Genomic DNA, 17,826 nt, shown 5'->3' with positions numbered 1-17,826 from the left:
GCATTATATTTCTATGTCAAACTGAGTTAACGACTTAAATTGCTGTAATCGAATCGCTACTTCTGCTTTGCTTAATGTTTCCATCCTTTCAGTTCCAAATTTCTCCACACAAAATGAAGCTAAATTAGAACCGTAAATAATTGCATTTTTCATATTGTTAAACGAAATGTTTTCGCTTTGTGCAATGAATCCTGAGAATCCACCTGCGAAAGTGTCTCCGGCTCCTGTTGGATCAAAAACATCTTCTAGTGGCAATGCCGGTGCAAAGAATACTTCTCTGTTATGGAATAAAAGCGCTCCGTGTTCTCCTTTTTTGATCACCACATATTTTGGTCCCATGTCCTGGATTTTCGCTGCTGCTTTTACTAATGAATATTCTCCTGAAAGTTGTCTTGCTTCTTCGTCATTAATTGTAATAACGTCTACACGTTTAATTACGTCCAATAATTCAGGAAGAGCGCAATCCATCCAAAAGTTCATAGTGTCTAAAACTACTAATTTTGGTTTTTTCTCCATTTGATCTAAAACACTGCTTTGTACTAATGGATGTAAGTTTCCTAACATCACAACATCAGCGTCTTTATAGTTTTGAGGAACTTTTGGCTGAAAATCTGCCAAAACGTTTAATTCAGTTACAAGAGTGTCTCTAGAGTTTAAATCGTTGTGGTATAAACCGCTCCAGAAAAAAGTTTTACCGCCTTTTACAATTTCGATACCAGAGATATCAATATTTTTTGAAGTTAAAAGATCTAAATGTTCTTGAGGAAAATCGTCGCCAACTACAGAAACGATGGCCGATTGCAAGTTAAAAAAGGATGCTGATAAACCAATGTACGTTGCAGCACCACCTAATATTTTATCTGTTTTTCCGAAAGGAGTTTCAATCGCGTCGAAAGCAACCGTTCCAACAATCAATAATTTATTCATTTTATGAATTTCGAATTAGGGTGCAAAGATACTTCATAAGTTGCAATATTGCAACGGTTTAAGTTCTCAAAATTTTCTTAAAAAAACAATATCGATTTCGGGGGTAAAACTATTGTAAATGAGAGAATTATATTTGAATCTTTTGACGGATTAAAATATGTTTTTTGGTTTTAAATTGCAAGTTTTATTTTTGGAAAAATGTCTAAATTTTATCTGAGTTCTTTAAAAGAATAGGTTTTTCTTTTTCCGATTAAAACAGGAAGAAGCTTTTGGTGTATGATTCTTTATTTATTTTATGTTTTTAATCCAATTGATCGCATCTTTCATAGGCTCTTCAGAGTCTGAAAATGCTGTATTGTGGCCCAGCTTTGGAAACAATTTATATTCATAATTTTTCCCTTTAGATTTTAAGATATCAAGATATTCGATTGATAGCTTAACGGGAACCTGAATGTCTTTGCCTCCAAAAATCCAGATTCCCGGAATTGATAATTTAGAAAGAATATCATTGGGATTTGTATCAATAAACTCATATTTGTCTGGGTCATGGAAAACATGTTTTCTTGTATCTTCTTCTGAGTGCGTATCCCAAAAATTGATATCTCCATTTGTATAAAATTGGAATCTCAATTGTTCTTTAACTGTTATAAGAGCACCGCTAAATATGGTCATAAATTTGACTTTTTTATTTTTCTCTGCAGTTAATGGAATTATCCATCCAGCTTGACTACCTCCTATTAAACCTATGCGTATTTGATCATTTGATAAATATTTTGATAAAGTATTTACAGCAGCACTGGCATCCAAAGACAAAAGATTTAGATTGGAGAAATCAACATTGTTAGTCCCTACTTCAGGTCCTGCATATACACCGGCTGATTCTCCGACTCCACGTTTATCATAGGTTAGAACTGCAATTCCATTGTTGGCCAGGGTTGTAGCAAAATTTATCATTCTTTTTTCTTGTCCAGATCCATGAACAATTACAACGGCTGCCTGTACGTTGTTAGGTGTAAAAATAGTTCCGGCGATTGAAATTCCTTCACTAACAAATTTTATTTCCTTAGTAGTAAAGTTTGGCGGAATTGCTGATGCATAACTAGTGACAAAAATCAATAACATTAAGAGAGAATATGTGCCTATTTTTTTTGCTCTTAATATGGATTTAAAAATCACCATTTTATTTTTCATTTTTAAATTTTACAGTTGATACTTCTTATCAAAATAATTCTTCAAAACCCCAATCTGAATTAAAATCATAAAAGGAACTACTAATAAAGTATACAATAAAGTTTTTGAAATATGAATTCCAGAAACGATTGTCGAAATTTTATCAGTGTACGATTTTCCTATTTCTAAATTGTTCTGAGTTCCGGCAAAAAATACATTATAAGCAATTAAAAGAGCCAAAGCAATTCCGATAAAAATCCATGTTGAGTTGGAAATTAAAGGTTTGTAAGGTTTGATTTTTGCTTTTTCAGCCACTAAAACCTGCGCCATTATTTTTGAAGTAAAGTCAAAAGATGGCGTTTGCAAAGTATCTTCAGCCATCATTTTATCAATAAGATTTTCTATGTTTTTATCGCTCTCTTTCATACGTAGCTAATATTTGTTTTTTAATGGAATATGTTATCGGTAATCTTCATTTTGTTTTTGTTTTGGAATCTTACCGATTTCATAACACGCTACTATTTCTGGTTCTAATTGCTTTTTCAAGATGACTGCTAATTTCTGTCGGCTTCTAAATAATTTTACTTTGACATTGTTAGCATTGATATTCATAATCTTTCCTATTTCCTCTAAACTCTGATCTTCAAAATAAAATAAAGTCAGCAGGAAATTTTCATCGCTCGGCAACAAATTCAAACAATTCTGAATGGTCTGCTTCCGTTCTTTGTCTTCTAAAGCACTCAAAGCATTATCCATTGTTTTGATTAAATGTGCCGAAAATTCATCTATTGATATATTAAGGTCTTCTTTTTTGTTTTTCTTCAAACGATCTAAACAGGTATTATAAGCTATCTTATAAATCCATGTAGAAAATTTTGAATCACCTTTAAACTTGTTCAGCGAGCTATAAATTTTGATAAAAGTATCTTGTGCAACTTCCTCAGCTTCTTCCCTGTTTTTAACCATCTTTAGAGCCAAAGTAAAAATCATATCCTTATAACGATTCACCAGCACGGCAAAAGAATTAGTCTCGCCCTGCAGAATTTTATCGATATAATGTTGATCACTGATTGCACTCATATTATATAGGACGACGGTTTGTTTGTTTAGGTTACAAGAATTTGAAAATAAATTTCAATTTTTATAAAAATTCCAAATTCGAACCTTAAGATGAAATTCCAATAATAAATTCCAAATTCCAATTTTCAGATAAGGTAATTTCAGCTTTGACAAAGTTCAAAACTTTGTCAAAGCTTACCCACAATATTGTCTCCTCCGTCGAAATGAAAAAATGTGAAATAATAACTTTGTTGCTTTAAGCTTTGAGAAAGGATGTTGTTTTTTAAAATAAATTATAAATCAAAATTAACTGATAATCAGCAACATTTTGAATTTGGTGTTTAAAAATTGGAATTTATTTTCAAATTCTTGTAACCTCAATTAAAAAGGTGTCGTCCTATGGAGTATCAATCAATTAAATAAAACAAAATTATTATGGGACCAGAAATTTTAATACCAATTAGCATGTTTTTGATGATCTTCGGGATTATCTATCTTTTTTTCTCAACCAGAAACAGAGAACGTATGGCGCTTATTGAAAAAGGCGTTGATGCCAGTATCTTTTTTAAAGGAACAGGAAAAAGTTCTTCTTGGAAAGTTTTTGTTGTGAATTTGGCTTTCTTATTAATAGGAAGTGGGGTTGGAATTTTTATCGCTTTATTAATTACAACTTATACTTCTTTAAATGATGAGGCAGTTTTTCCTTCTATCATTTTCATTATGGCGGGAGTTGGCTTATTGGCAGGGTTTAGAACAGCTAAAGACTTAGATAAAGAAGAATAAGATTTTTAAGTTACTGCTTAAAAAAAAAACGCATCAAGGAATATTTTTCTGATGCGTTTTTTATTTTTTATTCCATTTTTGAACCGATGGTCTCGTAATATTCATCAACAGAAAGCTTTGGTTGCATGGATGCCATAACGGCCAATTGATCACAACGCTCGTTTTGTGGGTGATTGTTATGGCCTTTAATCCATTTAAAATTGACTTGGTGTTTCCGGTAAACAATTAAAAATCGTTTCCATAAATCGGCATTTTTTCTTCCAACAAATTTTTTTTTCTCCCAGCCTAAAACCCATTTTTTCTCAACAGAATCTACTACATATTTAGAATCTGAAATAACCAAAACTTTCATATTCGGGTTTTTTAGTTTCTCCAAGCCCACAATTACCGCCAAAAGTTCCATCCTATTATTAGTGGTCAAGCGAAAGCCTTCATAGAATTCTTTTTTATGAGGCGTTCCAACTAATTCCATTACCACACCATAACCGCCGTTTCCGGGATTTCCTTTTGCAGCGCCATCTGTATATATGTGTACTTCGTGAGTCATTGTTGTTTTTTTTTCACCATATAAGTGATATAAGTTCATTTTAAACTTTGTCTATACTTTGTTCGTTATATAAGTAATGTAAGATTGCGTAATGTTTCTTATATTTCTTTTAAGATAAAGTACGATTTACACCTGTTATTATATTTACTTATATGACTTATATGGTTTAATAATATAAGTGATATAAGTTCATTTTAAACTTTGTCTACATAACTTTGTTCATTACGTAATAATCTAGGATTGTGTAAGGTTTTTTATATTTCTTTTAAAATAAAGTAGGATTTACACCCTCTATTGTATTTACTTATATGACTTATATGGTTTAATAATTTTTTCACCATATAAGTTGTATAAGTTCATTTTAAACTTTGTCTATATAACTTTGTTCATTACGTAATAATCTAGGATTGTGTAAGGTTTCTTATATTTCTTTTAAAATAAAGTAAGATTTACACCCTCTATTATATTTACTTATATGACTTATATGGTTTGATAATTTTTTTAGTTGGAATTTTCTTTTGCTGAATCCTCTAGTACTGCCTGAATAATCTCCGGAAAATACTTTTGTTCAAGCTCGTGAATCTTTTCGGCTACGGTTTCTGGTGTATCATCTTCTGTCAGGGCCACATTTTTCTGGAAAATAATACCGCCTTCATCATAATTTTCATTTACATAATGAATTGAAATTCCGGTTTCTTTCTCCTTGTTATTGACTATAGCCCTGTGTATGTGCATTCCGTACATTCCTTTTCCTCCATAATTAGGTAAAAGTGCCGGATGAATGTTTATAATTTTATTAGGATATTTCTCGATTATATTTTCTGGAAATTTTAAAAGAAAACCAGCCAAAACTATTAGATCCGGGTCGATTTCCTGTATTTTTTGTAATACATTTCTCTCTAAAAGTTCGTTTTTTGAGAAGATTTCGACTGGAATTTGATGATTTTTTGCTCTTTCGATGACTTTTGCCGAAGCATTGTTGGTAAATACAGAAACCACATTTGCAATTTGAGTTTTTGCAAAATATTTTATAATGTTTTCTGCATTAGTTCCTGATCCTGAGGCAAAAACAATAATTTTTTTCATAATCGACTTTATTTTGAGAATGCAAAAAACGGAATAAAAATCGAAAATAAATAGTATTAAAAGGGCTTTCTTGAAATTAATTTTATAAATTAGTATCACATTTATAAACTAAATAGTTGTTTTAAAATAAAGTTTTTTATTTTTGCCAACAAATTAAATTCTAAAATTAAAGATTATGTCAGACATTGCATCAAGAGTAAAAGCGATTATCGTAGACAAATTAGGTGTTGACGAAAACGAAGTTGTAACAGAAGCAAGCTTCACTAATGATTTAGGAGCTGACTCATTAGACACTGTTGAGCTTATTATGGAATTCGAAAAAGAATTTGATATTCAAATTCCAGACGATCAAGCAGAAAACATTGCTACTGTTGGTCAAGCTATTTCTTATATCGAGGAAGCTAAAAAATAATAATACTGCACCCGGTTTCTAAAAATACCAATTTTTGAAATTCCAAATTCCAGTTGGAATTCGACTTTTAATTTTTGTAATTTCTAAGGATCGGGTGTTATTATTTTTTTTAAAATTTAAATTTCGATTGATTTTCAATCAATAAGATATATTTATATTGTAATGCCCATGGCTCTTAAGTAACATACTGTTAAGAAAGCGTGGGTTTTATTTGTTTAAAGTACAAAATACATATTTATGGCATTAAGGCGAGTTGTTGTAACAGGATTAGGTGCACTTACTCCTATCGGGAATAATATCCAGGATTATTGGAATGCACTTGTGAATGGGGTTAGCGGAGCCGCTCCTATCACATACTATGATACAGAGAAGCATAAAACGAAATTTGCCTGCGAAGTAAAAAACTTCAATATTGAAGACTACATGGATCGCAAGGAATCTCGTAGATTAGATAAATTTGCTCAATATGCTATTGCTGCCAGTGACGAAGCTATCAAAGATGCTGGACTTACAAATGATAATGTCGATAAAACAAGAGTTGGTGTTATCTGGGGAGCAGGAATTGGAGGTTTGGAAACTTTTCAGGAAGAAGTAATTTATTATGCTAAAGGTGACGGAACTCCAAAATTCAATCCGTTTTTTATACCTAAAATGATTGCCGATATCGCTCCTGCGCACATTTCAATGCGTAATGGCTATATGGGACCAAATTATACTACGGTTTCTGCATGTGCATCTTCTGCAAATGCATTAATTGATGCTTTCAACTACATTCGTTTAGGAATGTGTGATATTATTGTATCAGGTGGTTCAGAAGCTGCTATTACCATTGCTGGTATGGGAGGTTTTAACTCTATGCATGCTTTATCTACAAGAAATGAAAGTCCGGAAACGGCTTCAAGACCTTTTGATGCAACCAGAGATGGTTTTGTTTTAGGAGAAGGAGCAGGAGCTTTGGTTCTTGAAGATTACGAACATGCTAAAGCAAGAGGCGCAAAAATTTACTGTGAAATTGGTGGAGGCGGAATGTCATCTGATGCTTACCATTTAACTGCCCCACATCCGGAAGGAATTGGAGTTATTGCAGTAATGAAAAATACACTAAGAGATGCTGGAATGAATCCTGAAGATGTTGATCATATCAATACACACGGAACTTCTACTCCATTAGGAGATGTAGCTGAATTAAAAGCGATCAGTGCTGTTTTTGGTGATCATGCAAAAAACATCAATATCAATTCAACAAAATCAATGACAGGTCACTTACTTGGAGCTGCCGGAGCTATCGAAGCAATTGCTTCAATCCTGGCAATGCAACACAGTCTTGTACCTCCAACGATTAACCATACAGTTGTGGATGAAAAGATTGATCCTGCATTAAATCTTACATTAAACAAACCTCAAAAAAGAGAAGTAAATGTTGCTATGAGTAACACTTTTGGTTTTGGTGGTCACAATGCTTGTGTATTGTTTAAAAAATTAGTTGACTAATTTCTGTATATGAATATTATCAAAAAAATATTTTCTAAATCCCGTTCTCTAGAAGACGGGATTTTTTTTGACACTATTCAGAAAATACTTGGTTTTCCGCCGGCGAACATTGATTTTTATAAGAAAGCATTTACGCACCGGTCTTCAAACAAACTTGATGAATCTGGAAACCCAATTAATTACGAACGACTTGAATTTTTAGGAGATGCTATGTTAAGTGCTGTAATTGCAGCACACTTATTTAACAAAGCTCCTAATGGCGACGAAGGTTATTTGACAAAAATGCGTTCCAAAATTGTAAGTCGTGAGCATTTGAATGAATTAGGCAAAGACTTGAATTTAGTGCGTTTCGTAGAAAGTAAAGTGCCTATTCAGCACTTTGGTGAAAATATTCATGGTAATATTTTCGAATCGCTTATTGGAGCTATTTATCTGGATAAGGGATATGCCTTTTGCGAAAAATTTATACAAAAACGAGTAGTTACTCCTTATGTCGACATTGCACGATTGGAAGGAAAAGTAATTAGTTATAAAAGTTTGGTTATTGAATGGTGTCAGAAAGAGAAGAGGATCTTTCATTATGACATTTTTGAAGATAACGGTATTGACGGACAACGCCTGTTCGGTGTCAAATTAAGTATAGACGATAAAGTAATCGCAAGAGCGCGAGCAACTTCAAAAAAGAAAGCAGAAGAAAAAGCATCACAAAGAGCTTATTTTGCATTTCAGGAAAAAATAGATAAGAAATAACTACAAAAATACCGTTAGTTTCTTAAAGCTATAACGTTTTCGTTTATAAATTAACAAAAACAACCACATCTTAACTATTGATGCTCCGTTAGAAATAGTATATTTACACCTTGATTTTTCATGATATGGCTATTCATAGATTGGATTTAGACGAATTTGACGAGATTGATTATTATTTAATGGCAATTCATACTTCATTAGAAGATTATAGATTAGCCTATTTTATCAATAAAAACCTTCCGATCAACTTAAGTAAGAGCAAAAACGAGATCCATGCTCAGACTAAGGAAGGCGAGGCAAATTTTTCGAGATTTTACTACTATGATTCTGAAAAAGCCATTTCCTGGAATTTGATTCAGAATAAAAATGAAATCATTTCTGTGAGTACGAATGATTTCCAGAATTTGTTTTCCAGCGAAACAAGTGAGGTTTCGACAACAATTCATTTACTTCCTGAATTCAAAAAGGTAGATTTTTTCCTGAAAATAGACAATAGCGATGAGGCTGTCGATTTTTCAGAAATTCAGCAACAACTAAATTCAATAGAAAGTATTGCAGCAATATATGCTGTGGATACCAACAAAATAAAATCAAAAAACAATCTAATTTTTTAAAAAAAATGTTAACAAACAAGAAAACCAAAATTGTTGCTACGCTAGGGCCTGCATGTAGTACGAGAGAGATTATCAAGGATATGATCGAAGCAGGGGTTAATGTGTTTAGAATCAATTTTTCGCATGCTGATTACGAAGGAGTAAAAGATAAAATTAATATTATTAGAGGCCTTAACGAAGAGTTTGGTTATACAACTGCAATTCTTGGAGATTTGCAGGGACCAAAACTTAGAGTTGGTGTAATGGAAGAAGGGACGGTAGTAAATGATGGTGATCTAATAACTTTTACAACTGCAGAAGATATTATCGGAACAGCTCAAAAAGCATTCATGAAATATCAAAATTTTCCAAATGATGTAAATGTTGGAGAGCGTATTTTGCTTGATGACGGAAAACTTATTTTTGAAATTATTTCTACTGATAAAAAAACAGAAGTTGTTGCTAAGGTAGTTCAGGGTGGAGAATTAAAATCTAAAAAAGGAGTTAATCTTCCAAACACAAAAATTTCATTACCGGCTTTAACTGAAAAAGATATTGCAGATGCTATTTTTGCTATCGAACAAAAAGTAGACTGGATTGCACTTTCGTTTGTAAAAACACCTCGCGATTTACAAGACTTACAAGAATTGATCGCTAAGCATTCGGATGTTAAAATTCCAATCGTTGCTAAAATTGAAATGCCGGAAGCTCTTGAAAACATCGATAAAATTATTGCTTATTGTGATGGTCTTATGGTGGCTCGTGGAGATTTAGGAGTTGAACTTCCTGCACACGAAGTACCATTGGTACAAAAAGATTTGATCCGTAGAGCTAAAACGGCTAGAATTCCTGTTATCGTTGCTACACAAATGATGGAAACAATGATTACAAGTTTGACTCCAACAAGAGCTGAAGTAAATGACGTTGCAAACTCTGTAATGGATGGAGCTGATGCCGTAATGTTGTCTGGAGAAACAGCGACAGGAAATTACCCTGTACAAGTTATCCAAAAAATGACTCAAATTTGTGAGGCAGTTGAGGATTCTCCGCTTATTCAGGTTCCACAAAACACGCCACAAATTAAAACAAAACGTTTTGTTACTAAAACAGTTTGTCATCAGGCAGCTTTGTTGGCTAATGAAATCAAAGCAAAAGCAATTTGTACTTTAACAAATAGCGGTTATACAGCTTTCCAGATTTCGGCTTGGAGACCATCTTCTCATATTTTGGTGTTTACTTCAAACAAAAGAATCTTAACACAATTGAATTTATTGTGGGGAGTTAAATCATACTTCTACGATAAAGACGAAAGTACAGATGATACTGTAACTGATGTTAATGAAATCGCAAAACAAAAAGGTTATGTTGTAAAAGGAGATTATTTGATCAACCTTGCTGCAATGCCAATCAAAGATAAAGGAATGGTTAACACCATGAGAGTTTCTGAAATAGAATAGTTTAAACTTACCAATATTAAGAGCCGTCAAAATTATTTGACGGCTTTTTTTTGTCCTAAATTTCCCTTTTTATTAATATTTTTAGTAAAAATGAATCACTTTAACAAACTTATAAAGTGGGTTTTTTCTGTACAGTCGCATCAAATTGTTTAAGCGATTAACATAAAATAGTAAACAATTGCTATCGACGCGAAGAACTACACGCTAAATTCGCTGCATTTTTTGAATAATTCTGTAAAAATGCCTTCCCAAAAAAGAGTTTTATACTAAAAATATAAAGTAAAAATTTAAATCTAACTTCCTCGTTTTATGTTTTTTAGATGTTTCATTTTATAAAATGAAACACTGTGGAGCAAAATAAAACATTTTTAACGTTTCATTTTATAAAATGAAACAATGTCAGGCCTTATAATTACTATAGTTCGGTTTTTTATTAGTTAATTTTGAGAAACTTAAAAAAAAGTTAACAAGAAACTTGTTTCAAATTCGCCCCGGAATAAAGAAATTAAAATTTGAAACATGTACATAATTGGAGGGAATATTCTTATTGAAAAAATGAAATAATACGCATTTATATTTTATACGCATATCATTTATAACAAAGAACTATTAACAAATTTTATTACCATGAAACAAGTTAGACTAAAATGTGTTTTTAAAAATGCAACGATGCTCTTGGCATTTGCATGCTTCACAAGTATGCAAGTGAATGCTCAAAGTGCAAAAAAGCCCAATATCCTTATACTTTGGGGAGATGACATTGGAACCACTAATATAAGTGCTTACAGTGATGGAGTGATGGGATACACGACACCTAATATTGATCGATTGGCCAACGAAGGATTACGATTTTTACATTATTATGGAGAACAAAGTTGTACCGCTGGCCGTGCCGCTTTATTAACAGGACAGCATGGACTTAGAACAGGGCTTACAAAAGTTGGTTTCCCGGGGGCTCCGATGGGAATGAGTCAATTAGATCCTTCTCTTGGTGGTATAATGAAAAACTTAGGCTATGTTACAGGTCAGTTTGGTAAAAATCACGTTGGTGATCGTAACGAAAGTTTGCCGACAGTAAATGGTTTTGACGAATTCTTTGGAAATCTGTATCACTTAAATGCTGAAGAAGAACCAGAATTACCTGATTATCCTAAAGATCCTGAATATTTGAAAAGATTTGGCCCTAGAGGTGTATTAAAATGTACGGCAACCAATTCGGATGATGCAACTACAGATCCTCGATTTGGCAGAGTTGGAAAACAAAGAATAGAAGATACAGGTCCTCTTACTAAAAGAAGAATGGAAACTATAGATGATGAAACATCTGCAGCAGCTATTGATTTTATCAAAAGACAAACTTCTGCCGGAAAGCCATTTTTCTGTTGGTTTAATGCTACACGTATGCATCTTCGTACGCACGTTAGAGCAGAACATAGAGGAAGATATACTCATGGAGACAGTGAATATATCGATGGTATGATCGAACACGATTTAACAATTGGAGATATCTTAAAAGCGCTAGATGATTTAGGAATTGCAGATAATACTATTGTAGTTTATTCTACAGATAATGGTCCACATATGAATACATGGCCTGATGGTGCAATGACACCTTTCCGCTCAGAAAAAAATACGAACTGGGAAGGTGCGTTCCGCGTACCTTGTATAGTACGTTGGCCGGGAGTAATTAAACCAGGACAAGTTACTACTGAGTTAATGAGTCATAATGACTGGATGCCAACTTTAGCATCAATTGCAGGAGAACCTGATTTAACAAACAAACTGTTAAAAGGATATACTGCTAATGGAAAAAGTTACAAAGTACATTTAGATGGCTTTGATCAAAGTAATTTTTTACGTGGTAAAACACCAAAAAGTGCGAGAGACAAATTCTTTTATACAGATGATGATGGCTTATTAGTTGGTTTGAGAGAAGGTGACTATAAATATGTTTTTGCAGAACAACGTTTGGGCGGTACAATGGGAGTTTGGGCAGAACCATTTACGAAACTGCGTTTACAAAAAATATTCAATTTGTACCAAGATCCTTTTGAAAGAGCTGATATCACTTCGAATAGTTTTTGGGAGTGGCAGTTGAATCACGTTCAGTTAATGTATGGCGCCATACAAGATGTAGTTGTATTTGCAGAAACATTTAAAGAATATCCTCCAAGATCAATTCCGCCAAGCTTCTCAGCTTATACCATTATGGAAGAGGCAATGAAAGATATTAAAGCACAGAAATATATTGAAAAAAATGTTCTTCCTAAATTAAAAGAGGATGAAGCAGCAGATGCAAAAAAGAAAAAATAATTAACTCTAAAGAAACAGGATTTTAAATAGTCCTGTTTCTTTTCATTTAAATATTATAATTATGTATAAGAAAATATATGTATTGCCCCTGTTTTTATTATTATTGGTTTCTTGTAAAAAAACGGATACTGTAACAAGTACTAATTCTCAAGATAGTACGTCAACAGTGGCAACAAGTAGCGATCCACTACCTAGTTGGAACGACGGCACACTTAAAAGTGATATTATTGCATATGTAACTAAAGTAACAAAAGAAGGAAGTCCTGATTTTATTCCGATTGAAAGCAGAATTGCGACTTTTGATAATGATGGAACACTTTGGGCTGAAAAACCATATGTTCAGGAATTATTTGCTTTTTACAGAGTTAAAAAAATGGTTGAGGCAAATCCTGCTTTGGCTCAAAAACAACCTTTTAAAGCTGTTGTAGAAAAAGACAAAACCTTTTTTGAAAAAGGAGGTGATAAAGCACTAATCGAATTAGTCGCTGCAACACATACCGGCATGACCGAAGATGAATTTGAAGCTTCTACAAAAGAGTTTTTTGCTGGTGCCCAATATCCTGGTAAAAATGTTCCGATAAAACAAATCAGATACCAGCCTCAATTGGAGCTTTTGAATTATTTGCGTGCAAATGGTTTCAAAACTTTCATTGTAACGGGTGGAACGATCGAATTAGTGCGAGCAATATCAGCTGATTTCTACGGAATCCCAAAAGAACAAGTTGTTGGAACTTCTTTTAAATACTCCTTTGATGATGCGACCAATAGTATTAAAAGAGAGCCTGCATTAGATCTTTTTGATGACAAAGTAGGAAAGCCAGTTGGCATACAATTACACATTGGTCAAAGACCTGTTTTTGCCTGCGGAAATGAAGGTGGAGCTGGTGATCTTGCCATGCTAAGATATTCTTCAGGTAGCAAATATCCTTCTTTTCAAATGATTGTAAATCACAACGATTCTATAAGAGAATATAGCTATCAGGAAAAAGATAATTTGTCTTTAAATACTGCTGCCAAATACAAATATCATGTAATAAGCATGAAAGACGATTGGAAAAAAATATTCCCGGACAAATAATTGAATTTGGGATAAAGTAGATTTCTGTTATAAAATATTTAGAATGCAACTAATGTATAATTTATCCAGAATACCTTATGAAAACAAATTTTAGATCAATTAAACTGGCCAGTCTCGCGAAGACTTTTGGCTTGCTTTTTTGCCTCTTTATAGCCACAGTTGGTTATGCGCAAAAAAGCCCAAATATTATTATTTTATTATCAGATGATACCGGATGGGGAGATTTAGGTCCTTATGGTGGTGGTGAAGGTCGTGGAGCAGCGACTCCTAATATTGATAAAATGGCCAAAGAAGGAATGCAATTCTGGTCGTTTTACGGACAACCAAGCTGTACTCCTGGTAGAGCTGCTTTAATTACAGGAAGAATACCTAACCGAAGTGGTATGACCACTGTTGCCTTTCCTGGCGATGGAGGTGGTTTACCAAAAGCAGAGTGGACATTGGCATCTTTGCTAAAACGTAAAAACTACAACACCTTTTTTGCCGGAAAATGGCACCTTGGCGAAGAAGATTATTCGATGCCAATTGCACAAGGTTTTGATGTGATGAAAAATGTAACATTATACCACTTAAATGCTTACACATACACAGATCCTGAATGGAATGCCGATATGCCGGATGATATCAGAGCACAATGGGCAAAAGGAACTAAAGGAGCTTTAGAAGGTGAAGCTGGAAAACCATACAGAGAGGTTAGAAAAATTGATGGAAAAGTAATTCCGTTTCTGGATCAATATACAGAAGAGGAATCTATTAAATGGCTGAAAGAAAATGGCAAAAAAGGTGATAAACCCTTTTTTATGGAAATTTCTTTTGCAAAAAACCATCAACCAAACTTGCCTCATCCTGATTTTGCCGGCAAGTCTGCAGGGAAAAATAAATATGCCGATTGTATTGTAGAATTGGATACAAGAATTGGCCGTATTATGGATGAAGTTCGAAATCTTGGGATTGCCGAAAATACTTTAATTATTTACACTGTAGATAATGGTACTTGGCAAGACGTTTATCCGGATTGTGGATACACACCTTTTAGAGGAACAAAAGGAACAGACCGAGAAGGTGGAAGCCGTATTCCAACATTGGCATGGTGGCCTGGAAAGATTAAACCAGGAGTCCAAAATCATGATATTTTAGGAACACTTGATTTCATGGCAACATTTGCTGCTTTATCTGGACAAGAATTGCCAACGGTAGACAGAGACGGCAAGCCAACTATTTTTGATAGTTATGATATGTCGCCAGTTTTATTTGGAACTGGTAAATCAAAACGAACAATGTGGTTTTATTTTACAGAAGATGAATTATTACCGGGAGCAATAAGAATTGGAAAATTTAAAGCAGTGTTTAATTTACGTGGTGATAACGGACAAGCAACAGGAGGTTTGGCCGTAGATTCTAACTTAGGTTGGAAAGGGGGTTCGAGTTATGTAGCAACTGTACCACAAATATTTGACTTATGGGCAGATCCGCAAGAGCGCTACGATTTATTCATGAACAATTTTACAGAGAAAACATGGTTCTTGCCAACTGTTCAGAATATTATTGGAGAATTTGCTAAAACCTATGAAAAATATCCTCCTCATGTAGTGCAAAGTAACCTATATCCTGGCCCAATTACTATTGATAATTATTTGAAGCTTAGAGACGCACAAGAGAAATTAAAATCCATATCAACAGCTAAAAGAAGCGGTGGAGGGTGATAATTTAATTGGATAAAAATTAAGAAACAGAAACAACTTTTAAATTTACAAAAGTTGTTTCTGTTTGATTTTAAGAAGGAGTAAAAATCTTTTAAAAGAAAATAAATTATGAAACTTCCAAGGTATTCTATTTCAGTTCAATCTCTTTTTATTGCAGTTGTTTTTCTTTTAAATTTTAATGTTTTTGCACAAGAAGAACCAAAAGCGGGAGCAAGCGCACAGGAATTGGCAGATAAAATGGCAAATCCGGTAGCAAATTTAATTAGCGTTCCGTTGCAAAATAATCTTACTTACGGGATTGGTCCTTATAATGGAATAAAATATCAGATTAACATACAGCCTGTTATTCCTTTCAAATTAAGTGAAAATTTAAATTTAATTACCCGTTACATTCTTCCAGTAGTAGATCAACAAGATGTTATCGGCGAAAACACACATGAGTTTGGCTTAAGCGATGCTACGGTAACCGCTTTTTTTGCTCCTAAAACTAAAGGTCTCATTTTAGGAGTTGGTCCCGCTTTTTTGGTTCCAACTGCTACAGAAAAATTTTTAGGAACAGAAAAATTTGGTATAGGTCCAAGTGTCTTAGTCATGCATCAGGGAAAAGGACTATCAATTGGTTTTATAGCCAATCAAATTTGGTCTGTAGCTGGTAGTTCAGATCGGGCAGATTTCAACCAATTTTACACTCAAATATTTCTTTCACACAGTTATAAAAGCGGTGCAAGTTTAGGTTTTACTTCAGAAATTACACAAAACTGGCAAGGAAATACAACGCTTATTACGGTTAGTCCAAATGTTGGAGCCATTACAAAATTAGGAGGACAAACCATGCAATTTGCAGTTATGCCTTTAATACCAATTGTAGGACATTCAGCTATCAGACCAGATTGGGGATTAAGAGCGGTTGTGGCTTTTATATTTCCTCAGTAATACTTCATTTATCTGAAGTTTATAATTGTTGCTCATTTTCCATCTTAAGAAATAAACTAAAAGACATGAAATCAAAAATTTTAGCACTTGTAACAGTTTGCTTTTTAGTATCCTGTACAAAATCAACAAAAATAGATGAAACGACAGTAGTTGCTGATACCACGGGAACAGCGGTATTTAAACCTGCAGATTTTGAAGAACAAATAGTTTACAATCGTGCAATTGAAGCAGTTATTTGGGGAATGCCCGCAGTTAATTTTGAATTGCTTTACGAAAGTCTTTTAAAAGCAAAAGGAGAGTATAACCAAATTGTTTATTGGTCAAGATTAATTGATTCAAAGAATCAAACCCTAACTCCAAATCCGGATGTTATTTATATAAATCCATTGTATGATACCAGACAAGGACCGGTTGTTTTAGAAATTCCACCAGTAGAAGGGGTTTCCTCTTTAACAGGTAGTTTAGATGATGGCTGGCAGACTGCTATTGAAGATATTGGTCCAGCAGGAGTTGACAAAGGTAAAGGAGGGAAATACCTCATTTTGCCACCTAATTATAAAGATGCTGTGCCATTTGGCTATATTCCAATGCCTTCTTCAACTTATACGGGTTTTGCCATATTGCGTTCTAATCTTACAGATGGAAGTCCGGCTGACATTAAGAGAGCAACTGATTACGGAAAAAAAGTAAAAATATATCCGCTTTCAGAAGCTGATAATCCGCCTCCAACACAATTTGTAGATTTAATAGGTATTCCGTTTAGCAATACCATTCCATACAATATGCACTTTTTTGAAATATTAAATCAGTTTGTTCAGAGAGAACCTTGGTTGACTCGGGATATGGTAATGATTGACCAATTGAAATCTATTGGAATCGAGAAAGGAAAAACTTTTCAGGCAGATGCCAGAAGACAGGAAATTCTTAATGCTGCAATTAAAGTCGCACACAGTTGGATTGATAAAAAATATGAAGCCATTTTTACTCCTCCTTTTTATGATGGCACAAAATGGGCATTACCGGCATCTCAGGATGTAGTTAAAGCGATTATGGCAAATTATGAACTGCCAAATATATATCCGGTTGATGAAAGAGCAATAAGCTATTCTATGGCTTACTTCAGCGCGAAACATTTGGGTTCAGGACAATTTTATTTGATGAGTACAAAAGATAATAATGGCAAGTCTTTAGACGGATCAAAACTGTATAAACTTCATTTGCCGGCAAAAGTTCCTGTAAAATTATATTGGTCTATAACAGTTTATGATCGTGAGACTCATGCTTTAATAGTTGGTGAAAAATATTTCAGCCGTGCCTCTACAACACCGGGACTTCAAAAAAATGCTGATGGTTCTGTAGATCTTTATTTTGGTGCAAAAGCGCCAGCCGGAAAAGAATCGAATTGGGTACCAACCAATCCTAAAGGAAAATTTGAATTACTGGCTCGTTTTTATGGTCCAGAAAAAGGTTTTTTTGATAAAGCATGGAAAATGGGAGATGTTGAAGAGGTGAAATAAAATTATT

17 protein-coding genes are annotated in these 17,826 nt (G+C 33.7%); 11 read left to right on the top strand and 6 right to left on the bottom strand.

Features of this window, described 5'->3' with window-relative positions; genetic code table 11:
* Positions 1 to 3 precede the first annotated feature (3 nt).
* From IRZ99_RS05550 to IRZ99_RS05535, 4 genes are all read right to left on the bottom strand, one after another.
* Positions 4 to 927 (bottom strand): PfkB family carbohydrate kinase, encoded by a 924-nt coding sequence (locus tag IRZ99_RS05550; protein ID WP_194656315.1) that lies wholly within the window; start codon positions 925 to 927, stop codon positions 4 to 6.
* A 288-nt stretch (positions 928 to 1,215) separates the two neighbouring features.
* Entirely contained in the window at positions 1,216 to 2,118 is a 903-nt protein-coding gene (locus IRZ99_RS05545) for a S9 family peptidase (protein ID WP_228519026.1), read from the bottom strand.
* A 9-nt stretch (positions 2,119 to 2,127) separates the two neighbouring features.
* The gene (locus IRZ99_RS05540) at positions 2,128 to 2,523 is read right to left on the bottom strand and encodes a hypothetical protein (protein WP_194656314.1); all 396 of its coding nucleotides are present in this window, start codon (positions 2,521 to 2,523) and stop codon (positions 2,128 to 2,130) included.
* Between the two features lie 33 nt (positions 2,524 to 2,556).
* Positions 2,557 to 3,177, bottom strand: coding sequence for an RNA polymerase sigma factor (locus IRZ99_RS05535; protein ID WP_194656313.1), 621 nt, complete (start codon positions 3,175 to 3,177; stop codon positions 2,557 to 2,559).
* A 414-nt stretch (positions 3,178 to 3,591) separates the two neighbouring features.
* On the opposite strand from IRZ99_RS05535, the gene IRZ99_RS05530 reads away from it, so the two are divergent.
* On the top strand, positions 3,592 to 3,939 hold the full coding sequence (locus IRZ99_RS05530) for a DUF6249 domain-containing protein (protein WP_194656312.1): 348 nt from the start codon (positions 3,592 to 3,594) through the stop codon (positions 3,937 to 3,939).
* A gap of 67 nt (positions 3,940 to 4,006) precedes the next feature.
* Here IRZ99_RS05530 and rnhA read toward each other — a convergent pair whose 3' ends face one another.
* Together rnhA and purN are read right to left on the bottom strand one after the other, a co-directional pair.
* On the bottom strand, positions 4,007 to 4,486 hold the full coding sequence (gene rnhA / locus IRZ99_RS05525) for a ribonuclease HI (protein ID WP_194656512.1): 480 nt from the start codon (positions 4,484 to 4,486) through the stop codon (positions 4,007 to 4,009).
* A 501-nt stretch (positions 4,487 to 4,987) separates the two neighbouring features.
* Positions 4,988 to 5,572: a phosphoribosylglycinamide formyltransferase gene (purN, locus tag IRZ99_RS05520; protein WP_194656311.1), complete on the bottom strand. Its 585-nt coding sequence runs from the start codon at positions 5,570 to 5,572 to the stop codon at positions 4,988 to 4,990.
* A 175-nt stretch (positions 5,573 to 5,747) separates the two neighbouring features.
* Between purN and IRZ99_RS05515 the strand changes: the two genes are divergently transcribed.
* From IRZ99_RS05515 to IRZ99_RS05470, 10 genes are all read left to right on the top strand, one after another.
* Positions 5,748 to 5,984 (top strand): acyl carrier protein, encoded by a 237-nt coding sequence (locus tag IRZ99_RS05515; RefSeq protein WP_007137004.1) that lies wholly within the window; start codon positions 5,748 to 5,750, stop codon positions 5,982 to 5,984.
* 237 nt (positions 5,985 to 6,221) lie between these two features.
* Entirely contained in the window at positions 6,222 to 7,475 is a 1,254-nt protein-coding gene (gene fabF, locus IRZ99_RS05510; protein WP_194656310.1) for a beta-ketoacyl-ACP synthase II, read from the top strand.
* Positions 7,476 to 7,484: 9 nt separating this feature from the next.
* Complete coding sequence (gene rnc / locus IRZ99_RS05505) at positions 7,485 to 8,225, top strand: ribonuclease III (RefSeq protein ID WP_194656309.1); 741 nt, start codon at positions 7,485 to 7,487, stop codon at positions 8,223 to 8,225.
* A 125-nt stretch (positions 8,226 to 8,350) separates the two neighbouring features.
* A complete protein-coding gene (locus IRZ99_RS05500; RefSeq protein ID WP_072970137.1) occupies positions 8,351 to 8,839 on the top strand; it encodes an IPExxxVDY family protein in 489 nt (162 codons plus the stop codon).
* A 5-nt stretch (positions 8,840 to 8,844) separates the two neighbouring features.
* Positions 8,845 to 10,275, top strand: coding sequence for a pyruvate kinase (gene pyk, locus IRZ99_RS05495; RefSeq protein WP_194656308.1), 1,431 nt, complete (start codon positions 8,845 to 8,847; stop codon positions 10,273 to 10,275).
* 627 nt (positions 10,276 to 10,902) lie between these two features.
* Positions 10,903 to 12,588: an arylsulfatase gene (locus tag IRZ99_RS05490; RefSeq protein ID WP_194656307.1), complete on the top strand. Its 1,686-nt coding sequence runs from the start codon at positions 10,903 to 10,905 to the stop codon at positions 12,586 to 12,588.
* Positions 12,589 to 12,649: 61 nt separating this feature from the next.
* Positions 12,650 to 13,666, top strand: coding sequence for an HAD family phosphatase (locus IRZ99_RS05485; RefSeq protein WP_194656306.1), 1,017 nt, complete (start codon positions 12,650 to 12,652; stop codon positions 13,664 to 13,666).
* 77 nt (positions 13,667 to 13,743) lie between these two features.
* Positions 13,744 to 15,369 (top strand): arylsulfatase, encoded by a 1,626-nt coding sequence (locus tag IRZ99_RS05480; protein WP_194656305.1) that lies wholly within the window; start codon positions 13,744 to 13,746, stop codon positions 15,367 to 15,369.
* A gap of 108 nt (positions 15,370 to 15,477) precedes the next feature.
* Complete coding sequence (locus tag IRZ99_RS05475; RefSeq protein WP_194656304.1) at positions 15,478 to 16,302, top strand: hypothetical protein; 825 nt, start codon at positions 15,478 to 15,480, stop codon at positions 16,300 to 16,302.
* Between the two features lie 65 nt (positions 16,303 to 16,367).
* Positions 16,368 to 17,819, top strand: a complete 1,452-nt coding sequence (locus tag IRZ99_RS05470; RefSeq protein WP_194656303.1) for a DUF1254 domain-containing protein — start codon at positions 16,368 to 16,370, stop codon at positions 17,817 to 17,819.
* Positions 17,820 to 17,826: the final 7 nt, after the last annotated feature.

It is taken from the genome of Flavobacterium sp. LC2016-12 (assembly GCF_015351595.1).
Classification (GTDB): domain Bacteria; phylum Bacteroidota; class Bacteroidia; order Flavobacteriales; family Flavobacteriaceae; genus Flavobacterium.
The sequence above is the reverse complement of the archived record's forward strand: the minus strand, read 5'-3'. Positions and strand labels throughout refer to the sequence as shown.

Bases quoted from the DNA above. Each gene is read 5' to 3' on its own strand.
- IRZ99_RS05530 (WP_194656312.1), top strand. From the start codon at position 3,592: ATGGGACCAGAAATTTTAATACCAATTAGCATGTTTTTGATGATCTTC.
- IRZ99_RS05485 (WP_194656306.1), top strand. From the start codon at position 12,650: ATGTATAAGAAAATATATGTATTGCCCCTGTTTTTATTATTATTGGTT.
- IRZ99_RS05470 (WP_194656303.1), top strand. From the start codon at position 16,368: ATGAAATCAAAAATTTTAGCACTTGTAACAGTTTGCTTTTTAGTATCC.
- IRZ99_RS05500 (WP_072970137.1), top strand. From the start codon at position 8,351: ATGGCTATTCATAGATTGGATTTAGACGAATTTGACGAGATTGATTAT.
- fabF (WP_194656310.1), top strand. From the start codon at position 6,222: ATGGCATTAAGGCGAGTTGTTGTAACAGGATTAGGTGCACTTACTCCT.
- pyk (WP_194656308.1), top strand. From the start codon at position 8,845: ATGTTAACAAACAAGAAAACCAAAATTGTTGCTACGCTAGGGCCTGCA.
- rnhA (WP_194656512.1), bottom strand. From the start codon at position 4,486: ATGACTCACGAAGTACACATATATACAGATGGCGCTGCAAAAGGAAAT.
- rnc (WP_194656309.1), top strand. From the start codon at position 7,485: ATGAATATTATCAAAAAAATATTTTCTAAATCCCGTTCTCTAGAAGAC.
- IRZ99_RS05550 (WP_194656315.1), bottom strand. From the start codon at position 927: ATGAATAAATTATTGATTGTTGGAACGGTTGCTTTCGACGCGATTGAA.
- IRZ99_RS05475 (WP_194656304.1), top strand. From the start codon at position 15,478: ATGAAACTTCCAAGGTATTCTATTTCAGTTCAATCTCTTTTTATTGCA.
- IRZ99_RS05545 (WP_228519026.1), bottom strand. From the start codon at position 2,118: ATGAAAAATAAAATGGTGATTTTTAAATCCATATTAAGAGCAAAAAAA.
- IRZ99_RS05515 (WP_007137004.1), top strand. From the start codon at position 5,748: ATGTCAGACATTGCATCAAGAGTAAAAGCGATTATCGTAGACAAATTA.
- purN (WP_194656311.1), bottom strand. From the start codon at position 5,572: ATGAAAAAAATTATTGTTTTTGCCTCAGGATCAGGAACTAATGCAGAA.
- IRZ99_RS05480 (WP_194656305.1), top strand. From the start codon at position 13,744: ATGAAAACAAATTTTAGATCAATTAAACTGGCCAGTCTCGCGAAGACT.
- IRZ99_RS05540 (WP_194656314.1), bottom strand. From the start codon at position 2,523: ATGAAAGAGAGCGATAAAAACATAGAAAATCTTATTGATAAAATGATG.
- IRZ99_RS05535 (WP_194656313.1), bottom strand. From the start codon at position 3,177: ATGAGTGCAATCAGTGATCAACATTATATCGATAAAATTCTGCAGGGC.
- IRZ99_RS05490 (WP_194656307.1), top strand. From the start codon at position 10,903: ATGAAACAAGTTAGACTAAAATGTGTTTTTAAAAATGCAACGATGCTC.